Consider the following 22106-nt stretch of genomic DNA (forward strand, 5'->3'; position numbering starts at 1 on the left):
CAATATGCTCTATCTTCTTGCACTTCTGATCGGCGTCATTGCCGGTCTTCGCGCCATGACCGCGCCGGCCGCCGTCGCCTGGGGTGCGTATCTCGGCTGGCTGCCGGTCGCCGGCACCTGGGCGAGTTTCATGAGCCATTGGGCCGCCGTCGGCATCTTCACCATCCTGGCCATTGTCGAGCTCATCACCGACCAGCTGCCGTCAACGCCGAGCCGCAAGGTGCCGCAGCAATTCGGCGCCCGCATCCTGCTTGGCGCCTTCAGCGGCGCGGTGATCGGCGCGACCGGCGGCGCCACCATCGTCTGCCTGATCGCCGGCGCCATCGGCGCGGTCATCGGTACGCTGGGCGGTGCCGAGGCGCGTGGCCGGCTGGCCGCCGCCTTCGGCAAGGATCCGCCCGCCGCCTTCATCGAGGACGCGGTGGCGATCATCGGCGGCCTGCTGATCGTGGCGGCCGTGGCGTGACGGCCCGGACCTTCGACGCCATCGTCATCGGCGCCGGGCAGGCCGGCCCTTCGCTGGCCGGCCGGCTGAACGCGGCGGGCATGAGCGTGGCGCTCGTCGAGCGCAAGCTGATCGGCGGCACCTGCGTCAACACCGGCTGCATGCCGACCAAGGCTATGGTGGCCAGCGCCTATGCCGCGCATCTCGCCCGCCGCGCCGCCGATTACGGCGTGACGCTCTCCGGCCCCGTCGGGGTCGATTATGCCAGGATCAAGGCGCGCAAGGATAAGGTGACGATCGACGCACGCACCAATCTCGAGACATGGATCGCCAGCATGAAGGGCTGTACGCTCTATCGCGGCCATGCGCGTTTCGAAGCCGCCAACATGGTGCGCGTCGGCGACGACCTTTTGACCGCCGAAAAGATCTTCCTCAACACCGGCGGCCGCGCCGCGGTGCCCGACCTGCCCGGTATCCATGACATCGATTATCTGACCAATTCCTCGATGATGGACCTCGATGTGCTGCCGCGCCATCTCATCGTCGTCGGCGGCAGCTACGTCTCGCTCGAATTCGCGCAGATGTTCCGCCGCTTTGGCTCCGAAGTCACCGTCATCGAGAAAGCCTCCCGGTTGACTGGCCGCGAGGACGAGGACGTCTCGGCCGCCATCCTGTCGATTCTTGAAAACGAAGGCATATCGGTCCATCTCGGCGCCGACGACATCGCCTTCGCCAGACAGGGCGGGGATGTCGCCGTGACCTTCTCGGCCGGCCAGCCGCCGGCTGTCGGCTCACATGTGCTGCTGGCAACCGGGCGGGTGCCCAACACCGACGATCTCGGCTTGGACAAAGCCGGCGTCGCTGTCGACACACGCGGCTTCGTCACCGTCGACGACCAGTTGCGCACCAGCGTGCCGGGCATCTGGGCGATGGGCGACTGCAACGGCAAGGGCGCCTTCACCCACACCTCCTACAACGACTATGAGATCGTCGCCGCCAACCTATTGGACAACGACCTACGTAAGGTCAGCGACCGCATCGAGGCCTATGCGCTCTACATCGACCCGCCGCTCGGCCGCTGCGGCATGACCGAAGCGGCCGTGAAGAAATCCGGACGCCGCGCACTGGTCGGCCAGCGGCCGATGACCCGCGTCGGCCGCGCCGTCGAAAAGGGCGAGACGCAAGGGTTCATGAAGATCCTTGTCGATGCCGACACCAGGGAAATCCTCGGCTGCTCGGTGCTTGGCCCCGGCGGCGACGAGGCGGTGCATTGCGTGCTCGACCTGATGTACGCCAGGGCACCCGTCGACACGCTGGCGCGCGCCGTGCACATCCATCCCAATGTCTCGGAACTGCTGCCCACGATTGCCCAGGAATTGAAGCCGCTGGGCTGAACTTGTTACCCTGTGATGCCGGGAAGCCTGTTTGCCGAATGCCCCGGACCAGGTGCTTCGGCGCCTCGTTCTCTTCTGCTCTCCGTTTTCTGCATTGCTGCATTGCGGCAATAACCATTGCGCCCTGTATGGATCCTCGCGCAGTCTGAAAATTGAACCGATTCAGTCTGGATACCCCATGCCGTTGCCGATCCTTGCGCTTGCCATTGCGTCCTTCTGCATCGGCACCACCGAATTCGTCATCATGGGCCTGCTGCCGGAGGTCGCCGCCGACCTTGGCGTGACGATCCCGGCCGCCGGACTGCTGGTCACCGGCTATGCGCTGGGCGTCGTCTTCGGCGCGCCCATCGTGGCGATGGCCACCGCGCATCTGCCGCGCAAGCCGGTGCTGGTCGGCCTGGCCGCACTGTTCGTCGTCGGCAATCTGTTCTGCGCCATCGCGCCCAATTACTGGCTGTTGATGGCGGCACGCGTCTTCACCGCCTTTGGCCATGGTGCCTTCTTCGGCATCGGCTCTGTCGTCGCCGCAAGCCTGGTGCCGCGCAACAGGCGCGCCAGCGCCATCGCGCTGATGTTCGCCGGGCTGACGCTCGCCAACATCCTCGGCGTTCCGGCCGGCACCGCGTTGGGCGAGGCCTTCGGCTGGCGCGCCACCTTCCTGGCCGTGGTCGGCATCGGCCTGATCTCGGTCGCGGCCATCGCCTGGCTGGTGCCGTCAGACGTCACTGAACCGAGCGGAGGCGGCCTGCGCGCCGAAGTCCGTGTGCTCGGCAAGCTGCAGGTGTGGCTGGCGATGCTGATCGCGGCGCTTACCTCAGCCAGTCTTTTCGCCGTTTTCACCTATATCAAACCCTACCTCACCGACGTGTCGGGCCTGTCGACCTCGGCAGTGACCTGGGTGCTTTTGCTGTTCGGCGCCGGCATGACCATCGGCAACATCATCGGCGGCAGGCTGGCCGACTGGAAGCTGATGCCGACGGTGATCGGCACGCTGCTGTTGATGGCCCTGCTGTTCGTCTGCTTCATGCAGTTCGGCGCGATCGCCACTGTTGCCATCGGCATCGTCTTCCTGTGGGGTCTGCTGATCTTCGTCGTCGTGCCGCCGCTGCAGATCCGCGTCGTAGAGGCCGCTTCCGAAGGACCGAACCTCGCCGCGACGCTGAACCAGGGCGCCTTCAATGTCGGCAATGCCGGCGGCGCCTGGATCGGCGGCTTGGCTCTTTCCGCCGGCGTGTCCTATGCCAATTTGCCGCTGGTCGGCGCGGTGCTCGCTCTGCTGGCGGTCACCGTGGCGGTGCTTTCGCAGGCACTGGACCGGCGCGCGCCCGTCACCGCCCTTCAGCCTGCCGCCGAGTAGCCACTTGCGCCCATAGCGCGGCGGACTGGACCAATCGACATCGGCACCTTCAATGGGCATGTCTTCTCGCTTCAGTGGAGGAAGTCATGCAGAAATCGATCGAACGCATCGCCGGCGACAGCGAGGGCGTTTCCTACGAATTCCCGGTGTTCCGCTTCGCCGGGGCTGACAAGGCCGCACCTTCGGCCTATCTGCAGGCGGCACTCCATGCCGGCGAACTGCCGGGCGTCGTCGCCATCGACGCCTTGATGCCGGCGCTGAACAAGGCTGAAGCCGAAGGCCGCATCAGGGGCAACATCACCATCGTGCCCTGGGCCAACCCGATCGGCCGCGCGCAATATCATTTCGGCGAGCACCAGGGTCGCTTTCACCTGGGCACCCGCACCAACTTCAACAGAGGCTTTCCGCTGCTCCCGGCACCGGATGCCGCCCTGTTGCCCAACACCACGCTTGGCGGCGCCGATCAGCGGCTGAAGTCACGTCTGGTGCAGCTGTCGCTCGGCCACGACATCGTGCTTGACCTGCACTGCGACGACGAGGGTCTCGCCTATCTCTACATCCATACCAGCCTGTGGCCGGCGATGGCCGATTGCGCCGCCGCCATGGGCGTCGATGCGGTGGTGCTGTGGAGCGAGGACACTGACGGCACCTTCGAGGGCGCGTCGATCATGCCCTACCAGAACGCGCCCGCCGATGTGGCGAAGTTCGACCGCCGCGTTGCCACCACGGTCGAATATCGCGGCATCCTCGATGTCGATGGCGCGCTGGCCGCGGCCGACGCCGAAGGGCTCTACCGGCTGCTGGTGGCGCGCGGCGTGATCGCCGACAGCGCCCTGCCCGCTCCAGGTTCCTTCAAGGGCGTCGTCGCACCGCTCGAAAACATCGACATGATGCCGGCGCCCCGCGCCGGTGCCGTCCTCTACGACGTCAAGCCCGGCGACCGCGTCGTCAGGGGCGCACGTCTCGCCACCATCCTCCATGCCCCGGGCGAAGCCGATGGCCGCACGGAGGTGTTCGCGCCGCAGGATGGCGTCATCCTGACCCGCCGCTCACGCCGCATCATCCGCGCCGGCGAGGATCTGTTGAAACTGACCGGCGACAGGAAGAGCGCCGACGCAAGATCGGGTACGCTCGAGGATTGAGGCCGGGCGCCTTCGCACCGAATCCAGTTGCGTGGCCACTCAATCGCCGCTATGGGAATCCCGATGAACATGCGTTCGACCAAGACCATTTGGTGGTGGGCCTGCTGACAGCGGCCTGTTCGAACGCGTGCGCGTGAAAAGAGAGGGTGGCCGCAACGGAATGTCCGGGCGGCCATTTGTTTTTTAAAGCCATTCCCGGGTCCGTTGCCCCAAGTAGCTGATGGAGACGGCAATGACGATGCAGGTTCTGGAAAACGGCGCTGAGCGCTTCATGACCGCGGGTGGCATCACCATCACCCGCGAACACCACGACCGGCCTTATGAGGGCGCGATCGACACCTATGTCGACGGGCTGAATTCCCGGCGCGGCGCGGTGTTTTCCTCCAACTACGAATATCCCGGCCGCTACACGCGCTGGGACACCGCCATCATCGATCCGCCTTTGGTGATCTCGGCCCGCGGCCGCGCCATGCGCGTCGAGGCGCTGAACAGCCGTGGCCAGGCGCTGCTGCCGGTCATCGGCAAGACGCTCGGCGCTCTCCCTGAGGTCACGATCGCCGAGACCTCCAAGAAGCTGATCCGTCTCGACGTTGCCAAACCCGGCCGTGTCTTCACCGAGGAGGAGCGCAGCCGCGTTCCCTCCGTCTTCACCGTGCTGCGCGCCATCACCGCCTTGTTCAAGACCGCCGAGGACGCCAATCTCGGCCTCTACGGTGCCTTCGGCTACGACCTCGCCTTCCAGTTCGACCCGATCGACCACACCCTCGTCCGCAAGGAGAGCCAGCGCGACCTGGTGCTGTTCCTGCCCGACGAGATTCTTGTCGTCGACCACTATTCGGCCAAGGCCTGGACCGACCGCTACGATTATTCGGGCGAAGGCTTTTCGACCGAAGGTCTGCCGCGCGATGTGGTGGCCGAGCCGTTCAAGACTGCCGACCGCATCCCACCGCGCGGCGACCACGAGCCCGGCGAATACGCCAATCTGGTGCGCCGCGCGATGGAGAGCTTCAAGCGCGGCGACCTGTTCGAGGTGGTGCCCGGCCAGATGTTCTACGAGCGCTGCGAGACACAGCCGTCCGAGATCTCGCGCAAGCTGAAGTCGATCAACCCCTCGCCCTATTCCTTCTTCATCAACCTGGGCGAAGGCGAATATCTGATCGGCGCCTCGCCGGAGATGTTCGTGCGCGTCAACGGCCGCCGCGTCGAGACCTGCCCGATCTCCGGCACTATCAAGCGCGGCGACGACGCCATCTCGGACTCCGAGCAGATCATCAAACTGCTCAATTCCAAGAAGGACGAATCCGAGCTGACAATGTGCTCGGATGTCGACCGCAACGACAAGTCGCGCGTCTGCGACCCAGGCTCGGTGCGCGTCATCGGCCGCCGCCAGATCGAGATGTATTCGCGCCTGATCCACACCGTGGATCACATCGAAGGGCGCCTGCGCGAAGGCATGGACGCCTTTGACGCGTTTCTCTCGCATGCCTGGGCGGTCACCGTCACCGGCGCGCCGAAACTGTGGGCCATGCGCTTCATCGAGCAGAACGAGAAGAGCCCGCGCGCCTGGTACGGCGGTGCGATCGGCATGGTCAACTTCAACGGCGACATGAATACGGGGCTCACGCTGCGCACCATCCGCATCAAGGACGGCATCGCCGAGGTGCGCGCCGGCGCCACATTGCTTTTCGACAGCATTCCCGAGGAAGAAGAAGCCGAAACCGAACTGAAGGCATCCGCCATGCTCTCCGCCATCCGCGACGCCAAATCGGGCAATTCGACCAGCACCGAGCGTACCACCGCGCGCGTCGGCGACGGCGTCAACATCCTGCTCGTCGACCACGAGGATAGCTTCGTCCACACGCTGGCCAACTACTTCCGCCAGACCGGCGCCAATGTCTCGACCGTGCGCTCGCCAGTGCCGGAGGAAGTCTTCGAGCGGCTGAAGCCCGACCTTGTCGTGCTGTCGCCCGGTCCCGGCACGCCGAAGGACTTCGATTGCGCCGCGACCATCAAGAAGGCGCGCGCCCGCGACCTGCCGATCTTCGGCGTCTGCCTTGGCCTGCAGGCGCTGGCCGAAGCCTATGGCGGCGAACTGCGGCAGCTGCATATTCCCATGCACGGCAAGCCGTCGCGCATCCGCGTTTCCAAGCCGGGCATCATCTTCTCCGGCCTGCCCAAGGAAGTCACCGTCGGCCGCTATCATTCGATCTTCGCCGATCCGGTGCGCCTGCCCGATGACTTCATCGTCACGGCCGAAACGGAGGACGGCGTCATCATGGCCTTCGAGCACCGCAAGGAGCCGATCGCCGCTGTGCAGTTCCATCCGGAATCGATCATGACGCTCGGCCACAATGCCGGCATGCGCATCATCGAGAACATCGTCGCCCACCTGCCGCGCAAGGCCAAGGAAAAGGCAGCCTGACGCTGATGGCCGAAGCCGAGAACTCGATGGCGATCGGGGCCAAGGCGGCCGCGAAGCAAAAGGTCGCCGGGCTCGCCTTCTGGTCGATCGTGGTCGCCTTTGTCGTGCTCGCGCTGAAAGCAGCCGCCTGGTACATCACCGGCTCCGTCGCGCTCTATTCCGACGCGCTGGAATCGATCGTCAACGTCATTGCCTCGGTCGCCGCCTTATGGGCGATCCAGGTCAGCTACAAGCCGGCCGACCAGGACCATCCGTTCGGCCATCACAAGGCCGAATATTTCTCGGCCGTGCTGGAAGGCGTGCTGATCGTGCTCGCCGCGCTTCTGATCCTCAACGAAGTCTGGCGTTCCTGGCAGGCACCCGCGCCGCTCGAACAGCCTTGGGAAGGTCTTGCCGTCAACGGCATCGCCACTGTCATCAATGCCTTCTGGGCCTGGACGCTGATCCGTGCCGGCAGGACCGAGAAGTCGCCGGCGCTGGTTGCCGACGGCAATCACATCATGACCGACGTGGTGACCTCGATCGGCGTCTTCGGCGGCTTGGTCGGGGCGATCCTGACCGGTTGGCGGATCCTCGATCCGGCGCTGGCCGTCATCGTGGCGCTCAACATCCTGTGGCAGGGCTGGCATGTCATCGGCTCGTCGATGAACGGATTGATGGACCGCGCCGTCGACACGACCGAAAACATGCGCATCCGCGACATCATCTCGTCCAATTGCAAGGGCGCGCTGGAGGTGCATGACCTCAAGACCCGCATCGCCGGCCGCGCCACCTTCATCGAGTTCCATCTGGTCGTCGACGCCGACATGTCGGTCGGGGCCAGCCATGTCATCTGCGACCGCATCGAGGACGCGCTGAAGGCAGAGATCCCCTCGGTGCGGGTGACGATCCATGTCGAACCGGACGACGAAGCCAAGCTGCCGAAGGGCACGACGGCGGTGCCGTTCGCCTGACGTCACCACGTTTCGAGTGAGAGATCCTTGATCCGCTCGAATTCCCGGATATTGCGGGTTATCAGGGTTAGCCCTCTGGCGCGCGCCTGGCCCGCGATCAAAACATCATAGGGTCCAATAGGGGTTCCGAAAGCCGCTAGCATCGCACGAATTTCACCGGCATGTCTTGCGTCTTCATGGTCAAACTCAAGTACCGGAAACCGAAGCGCTTCAATTCGCTCCAGATTGCCGGCTTGTTGCCAACTCTTGTAAGCGCCGTAGTACAGTTCGTGGGCGACAATCGTTGAAAGCGCGTAGTCCTGTGGCCCGTGCCGCTTGAGCCGCTTCAACAAATCCGCATCTCGTTTTACGACCGCAATAATAGCGTTGGTGTCGAGCAAATAGATCACTTGAATACATCGTCGAGAGCCGGCCGCACCTGTTCAGCGGGTTGCTCCGAAGCGGCCTCGATAAAATCGTCGTCCACCGGCCCGGTGAGTTGGTCGAGCCATGCCCAGTCTTGCGCCAGCGGTTCGAGAATAACAGTTTTCCCGTGGCGCCGAATCGAAACCTCGTCGGTTTCGAAACGGAATTCCTTCGGCAAGCGTACCGCTTGCGAACGACCCGACCAGAATACCTTTGCCTTTTCCATCACTCTATCCTCAGATGAGATATAGCAAAGATATATGCCATCTGGGCACCGCGGACAAGATAGGCGGTTACGGCGCGCAGGCCGATTGCGGCATCGGCTCCAGCCGGTAGACCTTGTCGTCCGATTTCGTCTTGCCGTCGGCGGCCTTCGAGCAAAAATCGACGACCGCCAGGCTGCTGTTGGGATTGGCCAGCATCATCGTGCCGTTGGCGCCGCGTTTGAGGAAGATTTCCTTTTGCGCGATGTCGCAGGAGAAATCGCTCATCTTCGAGCTCGCGGCACAGCGCCATTGATCGGCCTCGCCCTGGCAGGAATAGGTCTGCGTGACCTTTCCCGACTTCTGCCTAGCGGTGACCGAAACCGCGATGTCGGCGCCGTCAGGCCAGTTGGTGGCGTCGCCGCCAGAAGCGAAGGATGCCAGTTCCACCGGCCCGCGGAAAACCCGGATCGACTGCGCCAGTTGATTGGGGTGCGAGGCCAGATGCGCTGCATCATAGTCGCGGCCGTAGCAAAAGGCCTGGTCGGGCTTCAGCCGCTCGCGCAACGGGGGGCCGAGCGCCGGATCGATCGGATCTATGCGCGCGAACTCGGCCTTGCAGGTCGCGGCCGGCATCGGGTCGAGGCGGAAATTGTCGTCCTCCGAGCCGAGCGCCCGCCTGGTGTATTCCGCCGTGCCGAGTTCCTCCTCCGAATCGGCATCGAGATAGATGTCGGGCTGCAGGTCCGAGAGCATCAGCCGGCCTTTGTCGTCGACCTTCAGCGACGCCAGCGTGCGGTCGCAGTCCATGCCGCAATGGATGGGGCCCGATTTGCCGTCCTCGGACTGGCGGTTGCACCAGCCGCCCGCCCATTGAGGCGCCTTGGCGCCGCGCACGGTGGTGGTGACGAAGCCATTGTAGGAGGTGTCGGACGGCGCCGGTTCCTCGTTCGGACGGCTGACCGGATCGTGCCCGTAATAGAAGAAGATCCGCGCCACCTTCTGCTTCGGGTGCGCCTTCAGCTGTGCCGCGTCATAGACACGGCCGAAGCAAGCATCCGCCCCGTTCGGGCTGAGTTCGGTGAGTTTCGGTGCATCATCGGCGCAAGCCGGACCGGAAAGCGCGCCGAGCAGCGCTGCGCCCAATCCGGCGGTGAAGACGGCCCTCCAATCCAGCCCCTTGAACGCCATGTGATCCCCCTCGCCTCGACGAGACGCTGCGTCATTTTATGCTAGTATCGCCGCGGGAGCCACGGATTTTGCGGTGGGCCGCCAAGCGGAGGAGGATGCCATGCGCCGGCGCGACATGTTCCGCGCGGTTCTTGCCGGAACCGGAACGTTCCTTGGCCTGCGCGTGGTGCGGGCGGCGGCGACCGAGCCCACAAGGCTCAAGGTCGCCTATCACCTGAGCGACCTCGACAAGGTCAATTTCGTGCTCGGCAACATTAAGAACCACTATGAGGGCACGGGCGGCAAGGTCGACATCGTGCTGGTCGTGCATGGCCCAGCTCTTGCCGCCTTCAAGTCGAAAGGCATATCGGCCGCGGTCTCCGGCCGCTTCGCCGGCCTGGTGCAGCAGGGGCTGGAGCCGCAGGCCTGCGCCAACACCATGCATGGCATGGATATTTCTCTGGCCGACCTCCTCGAAGGCTTCCATGCCGCCGAAAAGGGCGGCGTCGTCAAGCTCGCGGAATTGCAAAGCCAGGGCTATGCCTATCTCAGGCCATAGTGCACAGTCTTGACCATGGGCCGGGAACGACTGGCCCCGTTGAACCTCCGGAGGACCGGCATTGCCCGCCACGACCGCGCTCACCATCCCCGATCTCGCCGACAAGGCGGTGCTGGTCACCGGCGCCTCGACCGGCATAGGCGCGGCTTTGGTGCTGGCCTACGCCGCTCAGAAGTGCCGGATAGGGCTGCATTACAATTCGAGCCGTGAGGCGGCCGAAAAGCTCGCCAAGACGATCACCGGGAATGGCGGCGAGGTCTTCCTCGTCCAGGGAGATTTCTCCGTTGCCGCCGATGTCGAGCGCGTCGTCGAGGACAGCGCGCGGCACTTCGGGCACCTTGACGGGCTGGTCAACAATGCCGGTGGCATGCTCGGCCGCGTGCCTTACGCCGAGCAGACCGAGGCGCATTACGACGCGGTGATGGACCTCAACGCGCGTTCGGTGCTGACCGCCTCGCGCAAGGCGATGCCGTGGCTGAAGAAGCAGGGCGGCTTCATCGTCAACACTTCGTCGATCGCCGCGCGCAATGGCGCCGGCGGCGGCGCCGGCCTCTACGGCTCGGCCAAGGCCTTCGTCTCCAACCTGACGCGCGGCATGGCCAAGGAGCTGATCGGCTTCGGCATCCGCGTCAACGCCGTGGCGCCGGGCACCATCCTCACACCCTTCCACGAGCGCTATTCGACCGACGAACAGATGAAGGGCATGGTCGCCACCATTCCGCAAGGGCGCGCCGGCACCGCCGAAGACTGCGTCGGCGCCTATCTGTTCCTCTCGTCCGATCTCCTGAGCGGCTACATCACCGGCCAGGTGATCGAGGTGAATGGCGGCCAGTTGATGCCGTGACCGGCGAACTGCATACTGGCGATCCGCCTACTCTTGTCGGAGACTTCAAAGGGAGACGAAGGGAATGTACGGACTGATCGGCAAGATGCGGGCGGCACGCGGCCAGCGCGACGAGGTCATGGATTTGCTTCGTGCAAGCACGGTCGCCCTGCCCGGCTGCCTGAGTTATATCATCGCCACCGACCCGGCCGACGCCGATGCGATCTGGGTCACCGAAGTGTGGGCGGATCAGGCAAGCCACAAGGCCTCGCTGCAGCTTCCGGAAGTCCAGGCGACCATCGCCAAGGCCCGGCCCTTCATCGCCGGGTTCGAATTTCAGGTGGAGACCCATCCTGTCGGCGGCTTTGGGTTGGCCGACGGTAAGACGGGCTGATCCTGTCGGAAGGTTCAAGGCGAAGCGCGCAGAGCGCAGCTCCGCGCATTTGCTCTTCGTCCATTGTATTGATCTTCGACAGGGGCCCGGCATTGCTGCTGTCGGCTCGTCCCGATTATGTACTTGCAACATTGGTGGGAAAGACTAAGTTCTGTGGACTAAGTCCGCTGGGACAATCCCGATGCAAACTGTGAACATTCATAACGCGAAGACCAACTTGTCGCGTCTCGTTGACCAGGCCGCCAAAGGTGAGCCGTTTATTATCGCCAAGGCTGGCAAGCCACTGGTCAAAGTCGTGCCCATCGATCAGCAGGCTTCGGCGCAGATACGGCGGGTCGGCTTCATGGCCGGACGGTTTTCTGTCCCCGACGATTTCGACCGCATGGGCAGTGAGGAGATCGAGCAACTATTCGGCATCAAGACGTGAAGCTGCTGCTCGACACCCATTTGCTGTTGTGGGCGGCCAGCGAACCGGACCGGCTGCCCCTTGCTGCCCTCGCCGAGATTGAAGACCCGTCGAACGAATTGCTGTTCAGCGCTGCCAGCCTGTGGGAAGTGGCGATCAAACGAGGGCTTGGGCGAGACGACTTCACTGTGGACCCGCGCTTACTGAGGCGAGGCCTTTTCGACAACGGCTATCGTGAGTTGCCCGTCACCAGCGAGCACGCCGTTGCCGTCGATGGACTTCCGCCGATCCACAGAGACCCCTTCGATCGAATCCTTGTAGCTCAGGCTAATATAGAAGGCATTACCTTGTTGACTACGGACAATATTGTAGCCCGCTACCCAGGCCCTATTCGAAAGCTCTGACCCGGAGCCCCTAGGCAGCAAGGCTGAAGCGCGGAAACATACTCTTTTAGGTATACGGGGTTCGCATTTTTCGTGCCTCGGTCTAAGACCAGAAGATGGATTCCTCGCCCGAGCAGCCAATCCCGGATCCGCCCGTCACCGAGCGCATCGCGCGTTTGCGCAAGCCTTGGCAATGGCTGATCCTCCTCGTCATCTCGACCTTGTTCGCCGGAGCCTTCGAACTCGCCGCTATGCCGGCGGCGCTGCTGATCGGGCCGATGCTGGCGGCCATCATCGCAGGGACCAATGGCGCCACCGTGCGCGTGCCGCGCCTTTTGTTCGGTTCCGCCCAGGCAGTTGTCGGCTGCCTCGTCGCCGCCTCGATCTCGGCCGACATCTTTCCCGTCTTCTACGCCGAGTGGCCGCTGTTTCTCGGCGTGGTGATCGCCACGGTCGCGGCCTCCAGCCTGCTTGGCTGGCTGATCAGCCGTTGGCGCATCCTGCCCGGCACCACCGCCGTCTGGGGTTCCTCGCCTGGTGCCGCCACCGCCATGGTGCTGATGGCAGGCGCCTTTGGCGCCGATCAGCGGCTTGTCGCCTTCATGCAGTATCTGCGCGTCATCTTCGTGTCGATGACGGCGGCTCTCGTCGCCAAGATGTGGGTCGACACGTCGGGCGTCGAAATCCCGCCCGTCATCTGGTTTCCGCCGATCGATCACCAGGCTTTCGCCGCCACCATCGGCATCGCGCTGGTCGGCGGGCTGGCGGGGAAGCTCTGCCGGCTGCCCTCGCCCTTTTTCCTCGGCACCTTCATCTTCGGCACCGTCATCCATCTTGGCCTTGGCGTCGGGATGCAGTTGCCGCCCTGGCTGCTGGCAATCAGCTACGCCATGGTCGGCTGGTCGATCGGGCTGAACTTCACCAGACCGATCCTGCGCCACGCGACACGCGCGCTGCCACAGATCATCGCCTCGATCGTGGCGCTGATCGCCTTTTGCGGCGGGCTCGCCTTCGTCATCAGCCGCGTGCTTGGCATCGACCCGCTGACGGCCTATCTCGCGACGAGCCCCGGCGGCATGGACAGCGTGGCGATCATCGCCGCCGCCGCGCAGCATGTCGACATCTCCTTCGTCATGGCGCTGCAGTCGGCGCGCTTCCTGATCGTCCTGCTTGTCGGCCCGAGCGTCGCGCGGCTGGTGGCCAGAAGCATCCGGGAATAGGTACCTTCTCCATCGCTCTCCTGACCGAGCCGGCTTGGAGTTCAATCCAGCCTGTGCATCAGATCCTCATCCAGCCAGCGGCCGAAGAAATAGACCAGCTGCTTGTGCCACCACGGCCAGTCATGGCTGACGTCGCCGCCCCAATAGTCGACCCAGGCGGGAATGGATTTGTGGCGCAGGATCTGTTCGAGCTGGCGCGTCTCCATCAGCATGCGCTCTTCCCAAGCGCCCTGCCCGCAGCAGAAGATCAGCCTGAGCGCCTTCAGCCGGGCCAGCAGCTTCGGGTCGACGATCCCGGGCAGGTAATCGAGCGGCGAGTTGTAGAAGATGTCGCCCTCCAGCGCCTTGCCGAAGAAATCGCGGGCCGAATAGACGCCCGACAGCGCGATGACGCCGCTGGCCAGTTCCGGAAAGCGGAAGACGAAGTTCGAGGAATGATAGCCGCCCATCGAACAGCCTGAAAACAGCGGCTTCAGCTTGCGCCCGCCATTGGCCTGCGCCGCCGTGGCGAGGAACTCCGGCAGTGCCTCCTCGCGCACATAGCGGAAATAGGCCTCATGGCGGCCGATGCGATGCGCCTTATCGGCATGCTTGTCGAAGAAGGATTCCGAATCGATGCCGTCGACCGTGAACAGCTGGATACGGCCGGTGTCGATGAACTCGGCCAGCGCGCCCACCCCGCCGGAATCCTCGAACTGGTAGAACCGCCCCTGCGAGGTCGGAAACACCACCACCGGCCGGCCGGCATGGCCGTAGCGCTTGTATTCCATGTCGCGGCCGAGATTGCGAGCGAAGCCCTTGTGATAGGAAATATCCATCGGCTTCAAGCCTTTTCCGCGTGGATATAGGCGACCGCCTCGCGCAGCGCCACCTGATCCTTCGAGCGCATCTGGTAGGCGTAATTTCCCATGGCGCGGCTGAAAACCTCTTCTATCGGCTGATGATGGACGATCTTGTCCTTGTGGGCGGCTAGCACGTCCTCATGGCTGTGCAAATAGTGGAGGTGCCGCTTGCGGCTGGCATAGGCGGTGAAATACTTGCCCTCATAGGGCCCGCCAGCGGCGTCCTTGACCACCATGTCGGCCCATGCCGCATAGACATCGATATCGAACGTGTAGTTGATCGCGTCGGTCATCCAGGCGCCGGGCGGCCGCATGTTGACCTCCAGCGCGATGATCCGATCATCCCGGGTCTCGAACAGCTCTATATGGAAAAAGCGCTCGCGCACATCGAATGCCTTCAGGATCTTGCGGCCGGCTTCCTCGACCACGGGCCTGATGTGGGGAAAGCAGGTGTAGCTCATGTGTCGGTCCTTGTTGACCACCTCCATGACGCTCTGGTCGTAGCGGTGGCTGGCCGCCAGCACCACTTCGCCGTCGCGGTTGACCAGCCCGTCATAGGTCACCACCAGCCCCTCGATGAACTGCTCCATGACGAAGGTCACATCCTCGGGCTTGTCCCGGAAGAACTGGTCGAGCTCCCTGGCATTGGAGATCTTGAAGGTGTTCGAGGCGCCGGAGCCCGAATCCGGCTTTACCACCACGGGATAGCCGACGCGGCGGATGAAGGTCATGGCCCCCGCCCTGTCGGAGCATTTGCGCTGCGCGATGGTCTCGACGCCGCTTTTGCGGAAGAAGGCGCGCATGCGGCTCTTGCGCTTCAAATTCTTCACGAAATCGAGCTTGGTGCCATAGATGTTGAAATCGGTGCGGATGTTGGCTTCCAGCTCCAGCCAATGCTCGTTGAGCGATTCGAACCGGTCGATGCGGCCCCATTTGTGGATGAAATGCCCCATCGCCCGGAACACCGGATCGTAGTCCTCCATGTCGGGGAGGCGATAATATTCCGAAAGGGCCGCTTTGAGCTTGCGGTCAAGCGCGTCATAGGGCGCGTCGCCAATGCCGAGCACCGTGGCGCCGGCCTTCTTCAGCCGGTCGCAGAAATCGGCGCCGTTGGCGGGAAAATGCGGCGAGAAGAACACGAAATTCATGGACAACCCCTCTCCACGGCTGAGCACCGCAGCCCCGCCGGCGCTCAAGTCTGGCGCATTTGCGGCGCGCGGGGAAGAGCATCCGCAATAGGGATAATATGCGGCGTATGCCGGCCCCGCTTGCCTCCCACAGGCCGCTCCTGTATGAGAACCGCCATGAACACGCGCGCCACCACCGCTTCTCGTCAGACCGGCTTTGCCGGCGAGACCGTGCGCGCGCTGGCCTCGACGCTGCTTCTTCTCGGCCTTATCGGCGATCGCCGGGTTCGCTGAAGGAGCGCCCGGCGGTCGAACCGTCGCGCAAGCGCATGCTCCTTAGCCAGTCTCAAAATTGGCAGTCACATCAAGCGAACGAAAATCTGGTAAAGGCGCCACTCGCCATCAATCCGTCCGAGGCGGATCCGAGGGCCGCCGGGAGAACAAGACGATGAACGCACGAGAAGAAATCCGCCCTGATGCCGCGGCAGCCGGCAAGGATATGGGCATGACCGAGTCGGCCCGGGGCATGACGGGGTCAGCCCGGGGCATGCCGGACGCGGCCCGCAAGTATCAACCCTATCCCACCGTCGGCCTCACCGACCGGACCTGGCCTTCGAAGGTCATCGACAAGGCGCCGATCTGGTGTTCGGTCGACCTGCGAGACGGCAACCAGGCGCTGATCGACCCGATGGGTCATGAGCGCAAGGCGCGCATGTTCGCGCTGTTGCTCGACATGGGTTTCAAGGAGATCGAGATCGGCTTCCCCTCGGCCTCGCAGACGGATTTCGACTTCGCCCGCTGGTGCATCGAGGAAGGCAATGTGCCCGCCGACGTGTCGCTGCAGGTGCTGGTGCAGTGCCGGCCCGAGCTGATCACCCGTACCTTCGAGGCGCTCAAGGGCGCCACCAACCCGATCGTGCATTTCTACAATTCGACCAGCGAATTGCAGCGCCGCGTCGTCTTCGAGAAGGATGTCGGCGGCATCAAGCGCATCGCCACCGACGCGGCCAAGATGATTACCGACATGGCGGCCAGGGCCGGCGGCGGCTATCGCTTCGAATATTCGCCGGAAAGCTTTACCGGCACCGAACTCGAGGTGGCGCTGGAAATCTGCAATGCCGTCACCGAGATCGTCAGGCCGACACCAGACAACAAGCTGATCATCAACCTGCCGTCGACGGTCGAGATGTCGACGCCCAATGTCTATGCCGACCGCATCGAATGGATGTGCCGCAATCTCGACAACCGCGAAAACCTGATCATCTCGTTGCATCCGCACAATGATCGCGGCACCGGCATCGCCACAACCGAGCTCGGGCTGATGGCCGGCGCCGACCGCGTCGAGGGCACGCTGTTCGGCAATGGCGAGCGCACCGGCAATGTCGACATCGTCACGCTGGCGCTCAACATGTACACCCAAGGCGTCGATCCGGGCATCGACTGTTCCGACATCAACCGGATGAAGGACGTCTACGAATACTCGAACCAGCTGAAGATCCCCGAGCGCCACCCCTATGTCGGCGAACTCGTCTACACGGCGTTTTCCGGCTCGCACCAGGACGCCATCAACAAGGGCATGAAGGCCTTGAAGAAAGCCAACACCAGCCTGTGGGAAGTGCCTTACCTGCCGATCGACCCGGCCGATGTCGGCCGCAGCTACGAGGCCATCATTCGCATCAACTCGCAGTCGGGCAAGGGCGGCATCGCCTATGTGCTGCAGGCCGATTACGGCCTCAACCTGCCGCGCAACCTGCAGATCGAGTTCAGCCAGGCGATCCAGGCGATCACCGATGCCGAGGGCAAGGAGGTTCCGGCCAAGCGCATTTATGAGCGCTTCCTCGAGACCTATGTCGACCAGCCGGGCGCGCGCCTGAAATTCCTCGACCACCACACTTATCCCGACACCGAGGTGAAGGGCCGGCGGGTGGTCGAGGCGGTCATCCTCGACAATGGCAAGGAGGTGACCATCACCGGCACGGGCACCGGCCCGATCGATGGCTTCGTCGACGCGCTGTCGCGCCATGTCGGCGTCGAAATGTCGGTGCTCGACTATTCCGAACACTCGATGCAGCGCGGCTCCAATGCCTCGGCCATCTCCTATGTCGAGATGGAATATCCCGGGGGCAAATTGTTCGGCGCAGGCATCAACACCAACATCGTCGCAGCCTCGCTGGAAGCGGTGATGTCGGCCGCCAACCGTATCGTGAGCCGCAAGGCAGGATAGCGTCCGCCGATGATCGGCACGAGAGGCCGCACCGGCCTCTCGTGTCGGCATTTTTTCGAGCCCGAACAAGGCCTTGGCCGCGCCTCGCGACCGTTATTCCGTAGCCAGCGGCGGCCCCGGCCATTAACCACCGGAAAATTATCCCGTTAGGTACGCGATCGCATAATGGGTGCATACTTGTGTGGCGATGCGGGCACTATATGATCGTGGCTTAACCTGTGCCGACTTCGAAAGGATCGACACTTGCAGCATGCCACGCCTGCCGCCCCCGCAGTGCGCGAGACATTAGAGCGACTGCTTGCCAGCGAAACGTTCGGAAGGTCCGAGCGTGCGCGCAAATTGCTCCGTTATCTTGTCGAACGCGAACAGGCCGGCGAGGCCGACAGGCTCAAGGGCTTTTCCATTGCCATGGATGTCTTCGGCAAGGACGGCGATTTCGATCCGTCGACCGACGCCGTCGTGCGGGTGCAGGCTGGCAGGCTGCGCGAGTTGCTGCAGCAGTATTTCGCCAATGAAGGCATCGCCGAGCCCGTCCGCATCGCCATCCCGCGCGGCGGCTACGTCCCCGCTTATGAGCTCAACGCGATCCGTCTGCCGGAAACGGCGAAACCCGCCGGGCGGCCGGACGCGGCAACGGCACCGGCCGAGCACTCCGGCGCTGCCGGCGATGCCATTGCGGCCGCTGCATTGCTGGCACCGGCTGCCGCATCGGCGCCCTCGGTGGCGCGCCACCTCAGGTTCTTCTGGATGGCGATCGCCCTGGTCATCGCCATGCTCGGTGTTCTGATCCTGCGTCAGGGCGGCGGCGTCCTGCTGGCGGGCGGCGAGATCCCGGCTACGTTCGAGGCCGCCGGCCTGACCAGCAGCATCGCGCCGCCCTCCACGCGTGAGGCCTTGCCGCTCGTCTATATCGCCGTCAAGGCCGATGGCCCTGACGCCAGCCGTGTCGCCGCCTCGCTGCGCGCCGGCCTGAGCGGCTTCGACACGATCGACTTCATCGGTCGCGACACCATCGACGAGACTGATCCGGTCGCCAGCGCGACGAGCTTCATCTTCGACATCCTGCCTGGACCGGACGCGGGCGATATCACCATCGAACTGCAGAGCGTGGCGACCGGACGGGTGCTTATGTCGCGCAACCTGGAGGCCACCGACAGCGCGCCATCCGCCATCGAGGACCGTATCGCCGGCATCCTGAGTTCGGCGCTGCCCGCGTCTGGCACGATCTACAGCTATATCGAGCAGAGCGGCATTCAGACCGCGCTGACGCAGTGCCTGCTGCTCAACGACAAATATTATCTCGACCAGAACGCCCAGACTCACGAGGCCGCCTATCGCTGCCTCGAAACCCTTGCCGAGAATGGCGCCAAATCACCGCTGGTCTATTCGGAGCTCGCCTCGCTGCACCTGGAAGCAGTGAACGACCACTACGCCTATCCGCCGGATGCGACGGTCGAGAAGGCGATGACATTCGCCCATCGCGCCGTGCAGATGGGACCGACCAGCCCCTATGCGCATCGCTCCTACGGCTACATCAATTCGCGTCTTGGCAACGCCGACGAAGCGCTGCGCTGGATGCGCAAGGCCTATGACCTCAACCCCTACGATCTCGCCATGGCCGCCGCTTATGGCTACGGCCTGATTTTCGCCGGGCGATACACCGAGGGCACGCCGATCCTGGCCCATGCGGTCGACGCATCAAGCGGTCATCCGACATGGTGGGACTTCGGACTTTTCGCCGGCGAACTCATGCTTGGCGACACGAACAAGGCCGCGATCGCCAGCTCCTCGCTGAGAACAACCGCAACGAAATCACACTATCTCGCCGCCCGCCTGATCGGCGCCAGGATCGCCGGTCAGGACAAACTGGCGCACAAGCTGCTCGATGAGTTGACCGTCAAATTCCCGAAATTCGCCGCCAATCCACGCGCGACCTTCATCGACCGAAAATACCCGGCCGATCTGATCGAGCGGCTGGTTGGCGCTTTGCGCGCGGCCGGGCTCGGCAATGCGAGCTAGCATGTCGCGTCGAGGGGCCGACGGGTGGGATAGCGACATGTGGGGACAAGAACTCAAAAAGGCCGGCCTGCTGTCGACAGCTCCCGCCAATCGCGAAAATTTTACTGGCCATCGCGCTGGACAAGGAGCAATCCAGCCGCATTCCCAACGCCCGCAATAAAGCTTTCAGATTCATGGTCGCATCGCTTCATGCCGCCGAACAGGGTGTTGGCTCGAAGGCCATCGTCCTGCTGCATGGTTTCGGCGGCTGCCACGATGTCTGGCGCGAGGTGATCTCGTTGCTTGCGCCTCCCGCGCGCACGCTTGCCTATGATTTGCCGGGCCACGGGCTCTCGCTCGATTTCCCGGGTGCCGGCCCGGCCAAAGTGGCGGCAAGGGCCATTCTGGCCGATCTCTCCGCACGGGCACTGAAGCGCGTTCATCTGGTCGGCCACTCGATGGGCGGCGCGGTGGCGGCGCTGATGGCGCTGGCAGAGCCGGAAAAGGTGGCCTCGCTGACACTTCTGGCGCCCGGCGGCTTCGGCCCCGAGATCAACGGCCCGCTGTTGCGCCGCTTTGCCGCCGCAAAGGACCTGTCCGAGATCCGGGCGTGCCTCGCCGCCATGTCGGGTCCACTGACCCGGCCATTCGATCACACCATCGACGTCCTCCGCGACATGCGCGGGCGACCTGGCCAGTTGCGGAAACTCGTCGAGATCGCTGCCGCCATGACAAGGGACGACCGGCAGGGTGTCATCCCGCGTGACCAGCTGGACAGGCTGACCATGCCGGTCATGGTGGCGTGGGGAAGTGACGACGCGGTGCTGCCCATTGCCCAGTCGGATGACCTGCCGGCGCACTTTCATGTGCATCACGTGCTGGAGGCCGGCCATATGCTGATCGAGGAAGCGCCTGATCTGGTTGCAAGCATCATTCGGCGCAATACGAGCCGCCGCGCCAGGCCGCCGCGCCCGAAACTCATCGCCGCGACCGGTTGACTTTTTCGCATCCGGCATCCGCTGGGCGCCCCGATCCCTGTGATCTCGCCAGTGCATTTTGCCGGCGTCTGTGTTAACTCGCTGTTAACCAACCCGCGAGGCAGACGCCGATGAAGGACGCAGGCGAAAAGATCGATCCGTCAGGGAAACTCTCCGATGCCATCCGTGATGTGAAGAATGCCTTCGCCGATCGCGACGATGTCGTCGTCGACATGCGCGAGGCGCATCGCATGCGCCTCGATCTGCTGGCCGCCGAACTCGCGCCCGTCTTCGCCGATGTTCCGGCCGACATGGACAATTTCGACTTCGTCGTTTCCTCCGGACTGCAGTCGCGCCTGTGGATCGACGCCGTCAGCCATGTCGCCATGGGGCGCGACCGCCGAACCTACCGCTTCCTCAAGGACACCCGCATCGGCCGCGTGGTGCTGGCTGAATCGACCGAGATGAAGCCGGTTGCCGATTCCGTCACACGCTACGTCGCCGAGCGCATCGTCGAACGCCAGAGGATGATGGAAGGCGGGGTCGAACCGGCCGTGGCCGGCATCCGGCGGGCCGAGGTGGCGGAAGCCGAGCCGCCGCTGCGATCGCCGCAACACGGCAAGGGCTGGTCGGCCTTCCTTTCTGGCGTTGGCCTGATCGCCGCCGGCGCCCTGGTCGGCCTGGCTGTGTCGATCGCCCTGTTCTGGGACCGCCTCGTGGCGATGGGGCTCAGCCTGCGGCGGTAGCCGCCGCGGCCTCGACGCCGATCTCCAGCGTCTGCAGGTCGGCGGGCGGTATTGCGGGTCCGGTCAGCCCGCGCCGCGTCAGGCGGATGCGCCAATCGCCTTTTTCGCCATCGATATCGAACAGATTGTATTGTGCTGCCGGATGCTTGCCGCCCGGCGCCTGGCCGGCCGCGGCGACACCGACCACCGGAACCTTGGCACTGCGGGCCCCGATCTGGAACAGCGACGGCAGATGCGAATGGCCGTGCAGGACGAGTTCGGCGCCGTGCCGGCGGATGATCTTGTGGAAGCGCGCGATGCCGAACAGCCGCTTGTGCTGGGAGACGGCGCCGCGCACCGGCGGATGGTGGATCATGATGGCGCGAAACAGGCCTTGCCCGCCGGTGTCGCGAAGGATCTTGCCGAGCCGCTCCGCCTGCCGTTCCATGAAGAAGCCGTTGGCCATGAAGGGGGCCGTGGCGCGCGCCGTCGAGACCCCGATCAGCGCGATATTGTCCCGCACGCGCAGATAGGGGAATGCATTGCGATCGACCGGTGTGTTGACGCCGTCCCCGCTCATCCAGGCGGCCCACGACCGGCAGATCTTGTCGAAGGCGCCGGGCACGTAGGCATCGTGGTTTCCTGGAACCACCGAAACGTCGTGCGGCGGTCCCAGCGTCTCCAGCCAATGCTTGGCCATCTCGATCTCGCCATCGAGCGCCAGATTGACGAGGTCGCCGGTGACGGCGAGATGGTCCGGATTTTGCGCCTTGACGTCGGCGACGATGCTGTCGATGACGGCATCATGCATGTGGCGGCGGCGATTGCGTTGCCAGTTGACGTAGCCGAGCACGCGCTTGGAGGCGAGATCGCGATAGGATACATCGGGGAGCGGCCCCAGATGGACATCGGAAATATGCGCGAGCCTGAACATGGA

The 22106-nt window shown here is 64.0% G+C and carries 22 protein-coding genes; 16 read left to right on the top strand and 6 right to left on the bottom strand.

Annotated features, from left to right (window positions below):
* The first annotated feature begins 4 nt into the window (after positions 1 to 4).
* From FJ930_RS15345 to FJ930_RS15370, 6 genes are all read left to right on the top strand, one after another.
* A complete protein-coding gene (locus FJ930_RS15345) occupies positions 5 to 466 on the top strand; it encodes a DUF4126 domain-containing protein (RefSeq protein WP_140746413.1) in 462 nt (153 codons plus the stop codon).
* Positions 463 to 1839, top strand: a complete 1377-nt coding sequence (locus FJ930_RS15350) for an FAD-containing oxidoreductase (protein WP_141838739.1) — start codon at positions 463 to 465, stop codon at positions 1837 to 1839. The genes FJ930_RS15345 and FJ930_RS15350 overlap by 4 nt, the downstream gene beginning before the upstream one ends.
* A gap of 178 nt (positions 1840 to 2017) precedes the next feature.
* On the top strand, positions 2018 to 3196 hold the full coding sequence (locus tag FJ930_RS15355; protein ID WP_141838741.1) for an MFS transporter: 1179 nt from the start codon (positions 2018 to 2020) through the stop codon (positions 3194 to 3196).
* A gap of 86 nt (positions 3197 to 3282) precedes the next feature.
* Entirely contained in the window at positions 3283 to 4338 is a 1056-nt protein-coding gene (locus FJ930_RS15360) for a succinylglutamate desuccinylase/aspartoacylase family protein (RefSeq protein WP_141838743.1), read from the top strand.
* A 232-nt stretch (positions 4339 to 4570) separates the two neighbouring features.
* The gene (locus FJ930_RS15365; protein WP_141838744.1) at positions 4571 to 6760 is read left to right on the top strand and encodes an anthranilate synthase; all 2190 of its coding nucleotides are present in this window, start codon (positions 4571 to 4573) and stop codon (positions 6758 to 6760) included.
* A gap of 5 nt (positions 6761 to 6765) precedes the next feature.
* The gene (locus FJ930_RS15370) at positions 6766 to 7713 is read left to right on the top strand and encodes a cation diffusion facilitator family transporter (RefSeq protein WP_141838746.1); all 948 of its coding nucleotides are present in this window, start codon (positions 6766 to 6768) and stop codon (positions 7711 to 7713) included.
* Positions 7714 to 7715: 2 nt separating this feature from the next.
* On the opposite strand, the gene FJ930_RS15375 is transcribed toward FJ930_RS15370, so the two are convergent.
* The 3 genes from FJ930_RS15375 to FJ930_RS15385 all read right to left on the bottom strand — a co-directional run bounded on the left by FJ930_RS15375 (position 7716) and on the right by FJ930_RS15385 (position 9512).
* Positions 7716 to 8102 carry a type II toxin-antitoxin system VapC family toxin gene (locus FJ930_RS15375; protein ID WP_141838747.1) on the bottom strand — a complete coding sequence of 129 codons (387 nt, stop codon included), beginning with the start codon at positions 8100 to 8102 and terminating at the stop codon, positions 7716 to 7718.
* Positions 8099 to 8344, bottom strand: coding sequence for a type II toxin-antitoxin system VapB family antitoxin (vapB, locus tag FJ930_RS15380; protein ID WP_141838749.1), 246 nt, complete (start codon positions 8342 to 8344; stop codon positions 8099 to 8101). The genes FJ930_RS15375 and vapB overlap by 4 nt, the downstream gene beginning before the upstream one ends.
* A 67-nt stretch (positions 8345 to 8411) precedes the next feature.
* Positions 8412 to 9512: a hypothetical protein gene (locus FJ930_RS15385; RefSeq protein WP_141838750.1), complete on the bottom strand. Its 1101-nt coding sequence runs from the start codon at positions 9510 to 9512 to the stop codon at positions 8412 to 8414.
* A 100-nt stretch (positions 9513 to 9612) separates the two neighbouring features.
* Between FJ930_RS15385 and FJ930_RS15390 the strand changes: the two genes are divergently transcribed.
* The 6 genes from FJ930_RS15390 (at position 9613) to FJ930_RS15415 (ending at position 13276) form a co-directional block, all read left to right on the top strand.
* Complete coding sequence (locus FJ930_RS15390; RefSeq protein WP_141838752.1) at positions 9613 to 10050, top strand: DsrE family protein; 438 nt, start codon at positions 9613 to 9615, stop codon at positions 10048 to 10050.
* Between the two features lie 61 nt (positions 10051 to 10111).
* On the top strand, positions 10112 to 10894 hold the full coding sequence (locus FJ930_RS15395) for an SDR family oxidoreductase (protein ID WP_141838754.1): 783 nt from the start codon (positions 10112 to 10114) through the stop codon (positions 10892 to 10894).
* Between the two features lie 64 nt (positions 10895 to 10958).
* Entirely contained in the window at positions 10959 to 11267 is a 309-nt protein-coding gene (locus tag FJ930_RS15400) for a putative quinol monooxygenase (protein ID WP_140746380.1), read from the top strand.
* A gap of 181 nt (positions 11268 to 11448) precedes the next feature.
* Positions 11449 to 11694 carry a type II toxin-antitoxin system prevent-host-death family antitoxin gene (locus FJ930_RS15405; protein WP_141838756.1) on the top strand — a complete coding sequence of 82 codons (246 nt, stop codon included), beginning with the start codon at positions 11449 to 11451 and terminating at the stop codon, positions 11692 to 11694.
* Positions 11691 to 12077, top strand: a complete 387-nt coding sequence (locus FJ930_RS15410; RefSeq protein WP_141838757.1) for a type II toxin-antitoxin system VapC family toxin — start codon at positions 11691 to 11693, stop codon at positions 12075 to 12077. Before FJ930_RS15405 ends, FJ930_RS15410 begins: the two co-directional genes overlap by 4 nt.
* A gap of 95 nt (positions 12078 to 12172) precedes the next feature.
* The gene (locus FJ930_RS15415) at positions 12173 to 13276 is read left to right on the top strand and encodes an AbrB family transcriptional regulator (protein ID WP_141838759.1); all 1104 of its coding nucleotides are present in this window, start codon (positions 12173 to 12175) and stop codon (positions 13274 to 13276) included.
* A gap of 41 nt (positions 13277 to 13317) precedes the next feature.
* Here the strand turns inward: FJ930_RS15415 and FJ930_RS15420 are convergent, their stop codons facing one another.
* The gene (locus FJ930_RS15420; RefSeq protein ID WP_141838761.1) at positions 13318 to 14094 is read right to left on the bottom strand and encodes an alpha/beta hydrolase-fold protein; all 777 of its coding nucleotides are present in this window, start codon (positions 14092 to 14094) and stop codon (positions 13318 to 13320) included.
* A gap of 5 nt (positions 14095 to 14099) precedes the next feature.
* Positions 14100 to 15266, bottom strand: a complete 1167-nt coding sequence (locus FJ930_RS15425; RefSeq protein WP_140746365.1) for an ATP-grasp domain-containing protein — start codon at positions 15264 to 15266, stop codon at positions 14100 to 14102.
* A 526-nt stretch (positions 15267 to 15792) separates the two neighbouring features.
* Between FJ930_RS15425 and leuA the strand changes: the two genes are divergently transcribed.
* The 4 genes from leuA to FJ930_RS15450 all read left to right on the top strand — a co-directional run bounded on the left by leuA (position 15793) and on the right by FJ930_RS15450 (position 21190).
* Positions 15793 to 17469, top strand: coding sequence for a 2-isopropylmalate synthase (leuA, locus tag FJ930_RS15435; RefSeq protein ID WP_181763388.1), 1677 nt, complete (start codon positions 15793 to 15795; stop codon positions 17467 to 17469).
* 243 nt (positions 17470 to 17712) lie between these two features.
* Complete coding sequence (locus tag FJ930_RS15440) at positions 17713 to 19488, top strand: hypothetical protein (RefSeq protein ID WP_141838765.1); 1776 nt, start codon at positions 17713 to 17715, stop codon at positions 19486 to 19488.
* 173 nt (positions 19489 to 19661) lie between these two features.
* Entirely contained in the window at positions 19662 to 20465 is an 804-nt protein-coding gene (locus FJ930_RS15445; protein WP_141838767.1) for an alpha/beta fold hydrolase, read from the top strand.
* Between the two features lie 110 nt (positions 20466 to 20575).
* Positions 20576 to 21190, top strand: coding sequence for a hypothetical protein (locus FJ930_RS15450; protein ID WP_141838769.1), 615 nt, complete (start codon positions 20576 to 20578; stop codon positions 21188 to 21190).
* On the opposite strand, the gene FJ930_RS15455 is transcribed toward FJ930_RS15450, so the two are convergent.
* A complete protein-coding gene (locus FJ930_RS15455) occupies positions 21174 to 22103 on the bottom strand; it encodes a metallophosphoesterase (RefSeq protein WP_141838771.1) in 930 nt (309 codons plus the stop codon). The two genes, FJ930_RS15450 and FJ930_RS15455, sit on opposite strands and share 17 nt — an antisense overlap.
* Between the last annotated feature and the right edge of the window lie 3 nt (positions 22104 to 22106).

The organism is Mesorhizobium sp. B2-4-15 (genome assembly GCF_006658505.1).
GTDB lineage: Bacteria > Pseudomonadota > Alphaproteobacteria > Rhizobiales > Rhizobiaceae > Mesorhizobium.

Excerpts from the sequence above, each read along its gene's own strand:
- FJ930_RS15345 (WP_140746413.1), top strand. The coding sequence starts at position 5 with ATGCTCTATCTTCTTGCACTTCTGATCGGCGTCATTGCCGGTCTTCGC.
- FJ930_RS15355 (WP_141838741.1), top strand. The coding sequence starts at position 2,018 with ATGCCGTTGCCGATCCTTGCGCTTGCCATTGCGTCCTTCTGCATCGGC.
- FJ930_RS15360 (WP_141838743.1), top strand. The coding sequence starts at position 3,283 with ATGCAGAAATCGATCGAACGCATCGCCGGCGACAGCGAGGGCGTTTCC.
- FJ930_RS15365 (WP_141838744.1), top strand. The coding sequence starts at position 4,571 with ATGACGATGCAGGTTCTGGAAAACGGCGCTGAGCGCTTCATGACCGCG.
- FJ930_RS15370 (WP_141838746.1), top strand. The coding sequence starts at position 6,766 with ATGGCCGAAGCCGAGAACTCGATGGCGATCGGGGCCAAGGCGGCCGCG.
- vapB (WP_141838749.1), bottom strand. The coding sequence starts at position 8,344 with ATGGAAAAGGCAAAGGTATTCTGGTCGGGTCGTTCGCAAGCGGTACGC.
- FJ930_RS15385 (WP_141838750.1), bottom strand. The coding sequence starts at position 9,512 with ATGGCGTTCAAGGGGCTGGATTGGAGGGCCGTCTTCACCGCCGGATTG.
- FJ930_RS15390 (WP_141838752.1), top strand. The coding sequence starts at position 9,613 with ATGCGCCGGCGCGACATGTTCCGCGCGGTTCTTGCCGGAACCGGAACG.
- FJ930_RS15400 (WP_140746380.1), top strand. The coding sequence starts at position 10,959 with ATGTACGGACTGATCGGCAAGATGCGGGCGGCACGCGGCCAGCGCGAC.
- FJ930_RS15405 (WP_141838756.1), top strand. The coding sequence starts at position 11,449 with ATGCAAACTGTGAACATTCATAACGCGAAGACCAACTTGTCGCGTCTC.
- FJ930_RS15415 (WP_141838759.1), top strand. The coding sequence starts at position 12,173 with ATGGATTCCTCGCCCGAGCAGCCAATCCCGGATCCGCCCGTCACCGAG.
- FJ930_RS15420 (WP_141838761.1), bottom strand. The coding sequence starts at position 14,094 with ATGGATATTTCCTATCACAAGGGCTTCGCTCGCAATCTCGGCCGCGAC.
- FJ930_RS15425 (WP_140746365.1), bottom strand. The coding sequence starts at position 15,266 with ATGAATTTCGTGTTCTTCTCGCCGCATTTTCCCGCCAACGGCGCCGAT.
- leuA (WP_181763388.1), top strand. The coding sequence starts at position 15,793 with ATGCCGGACGCGGCCCGCAAGTATCAACCCTATCCCACCGTCGGCCTC.
- FJ930_RS15445 (WP_141838767.1), top strand. The coding sequence starts at position 19,662 with ATGGTCGCATCGCTTCATGCCGCCGAACAGGGTGTTGGCTCGAAGGCC.
- FJ930_RS15450 (WP_141838769.1), top strand. The coding sequence starts at position 20,576 with ATGAAGGACGCAGGCGAAAAGATCGATCCGTCAGGGAAACTCTCCGAT.
- FJ930_RS15455 (WP_141838771.1), bottom strand. The coding sequence starts at position 22,103 with ATGTTCAGGCTCGCGCATATTTCCGATGTCCATCTGGGGCCGCTCCCC.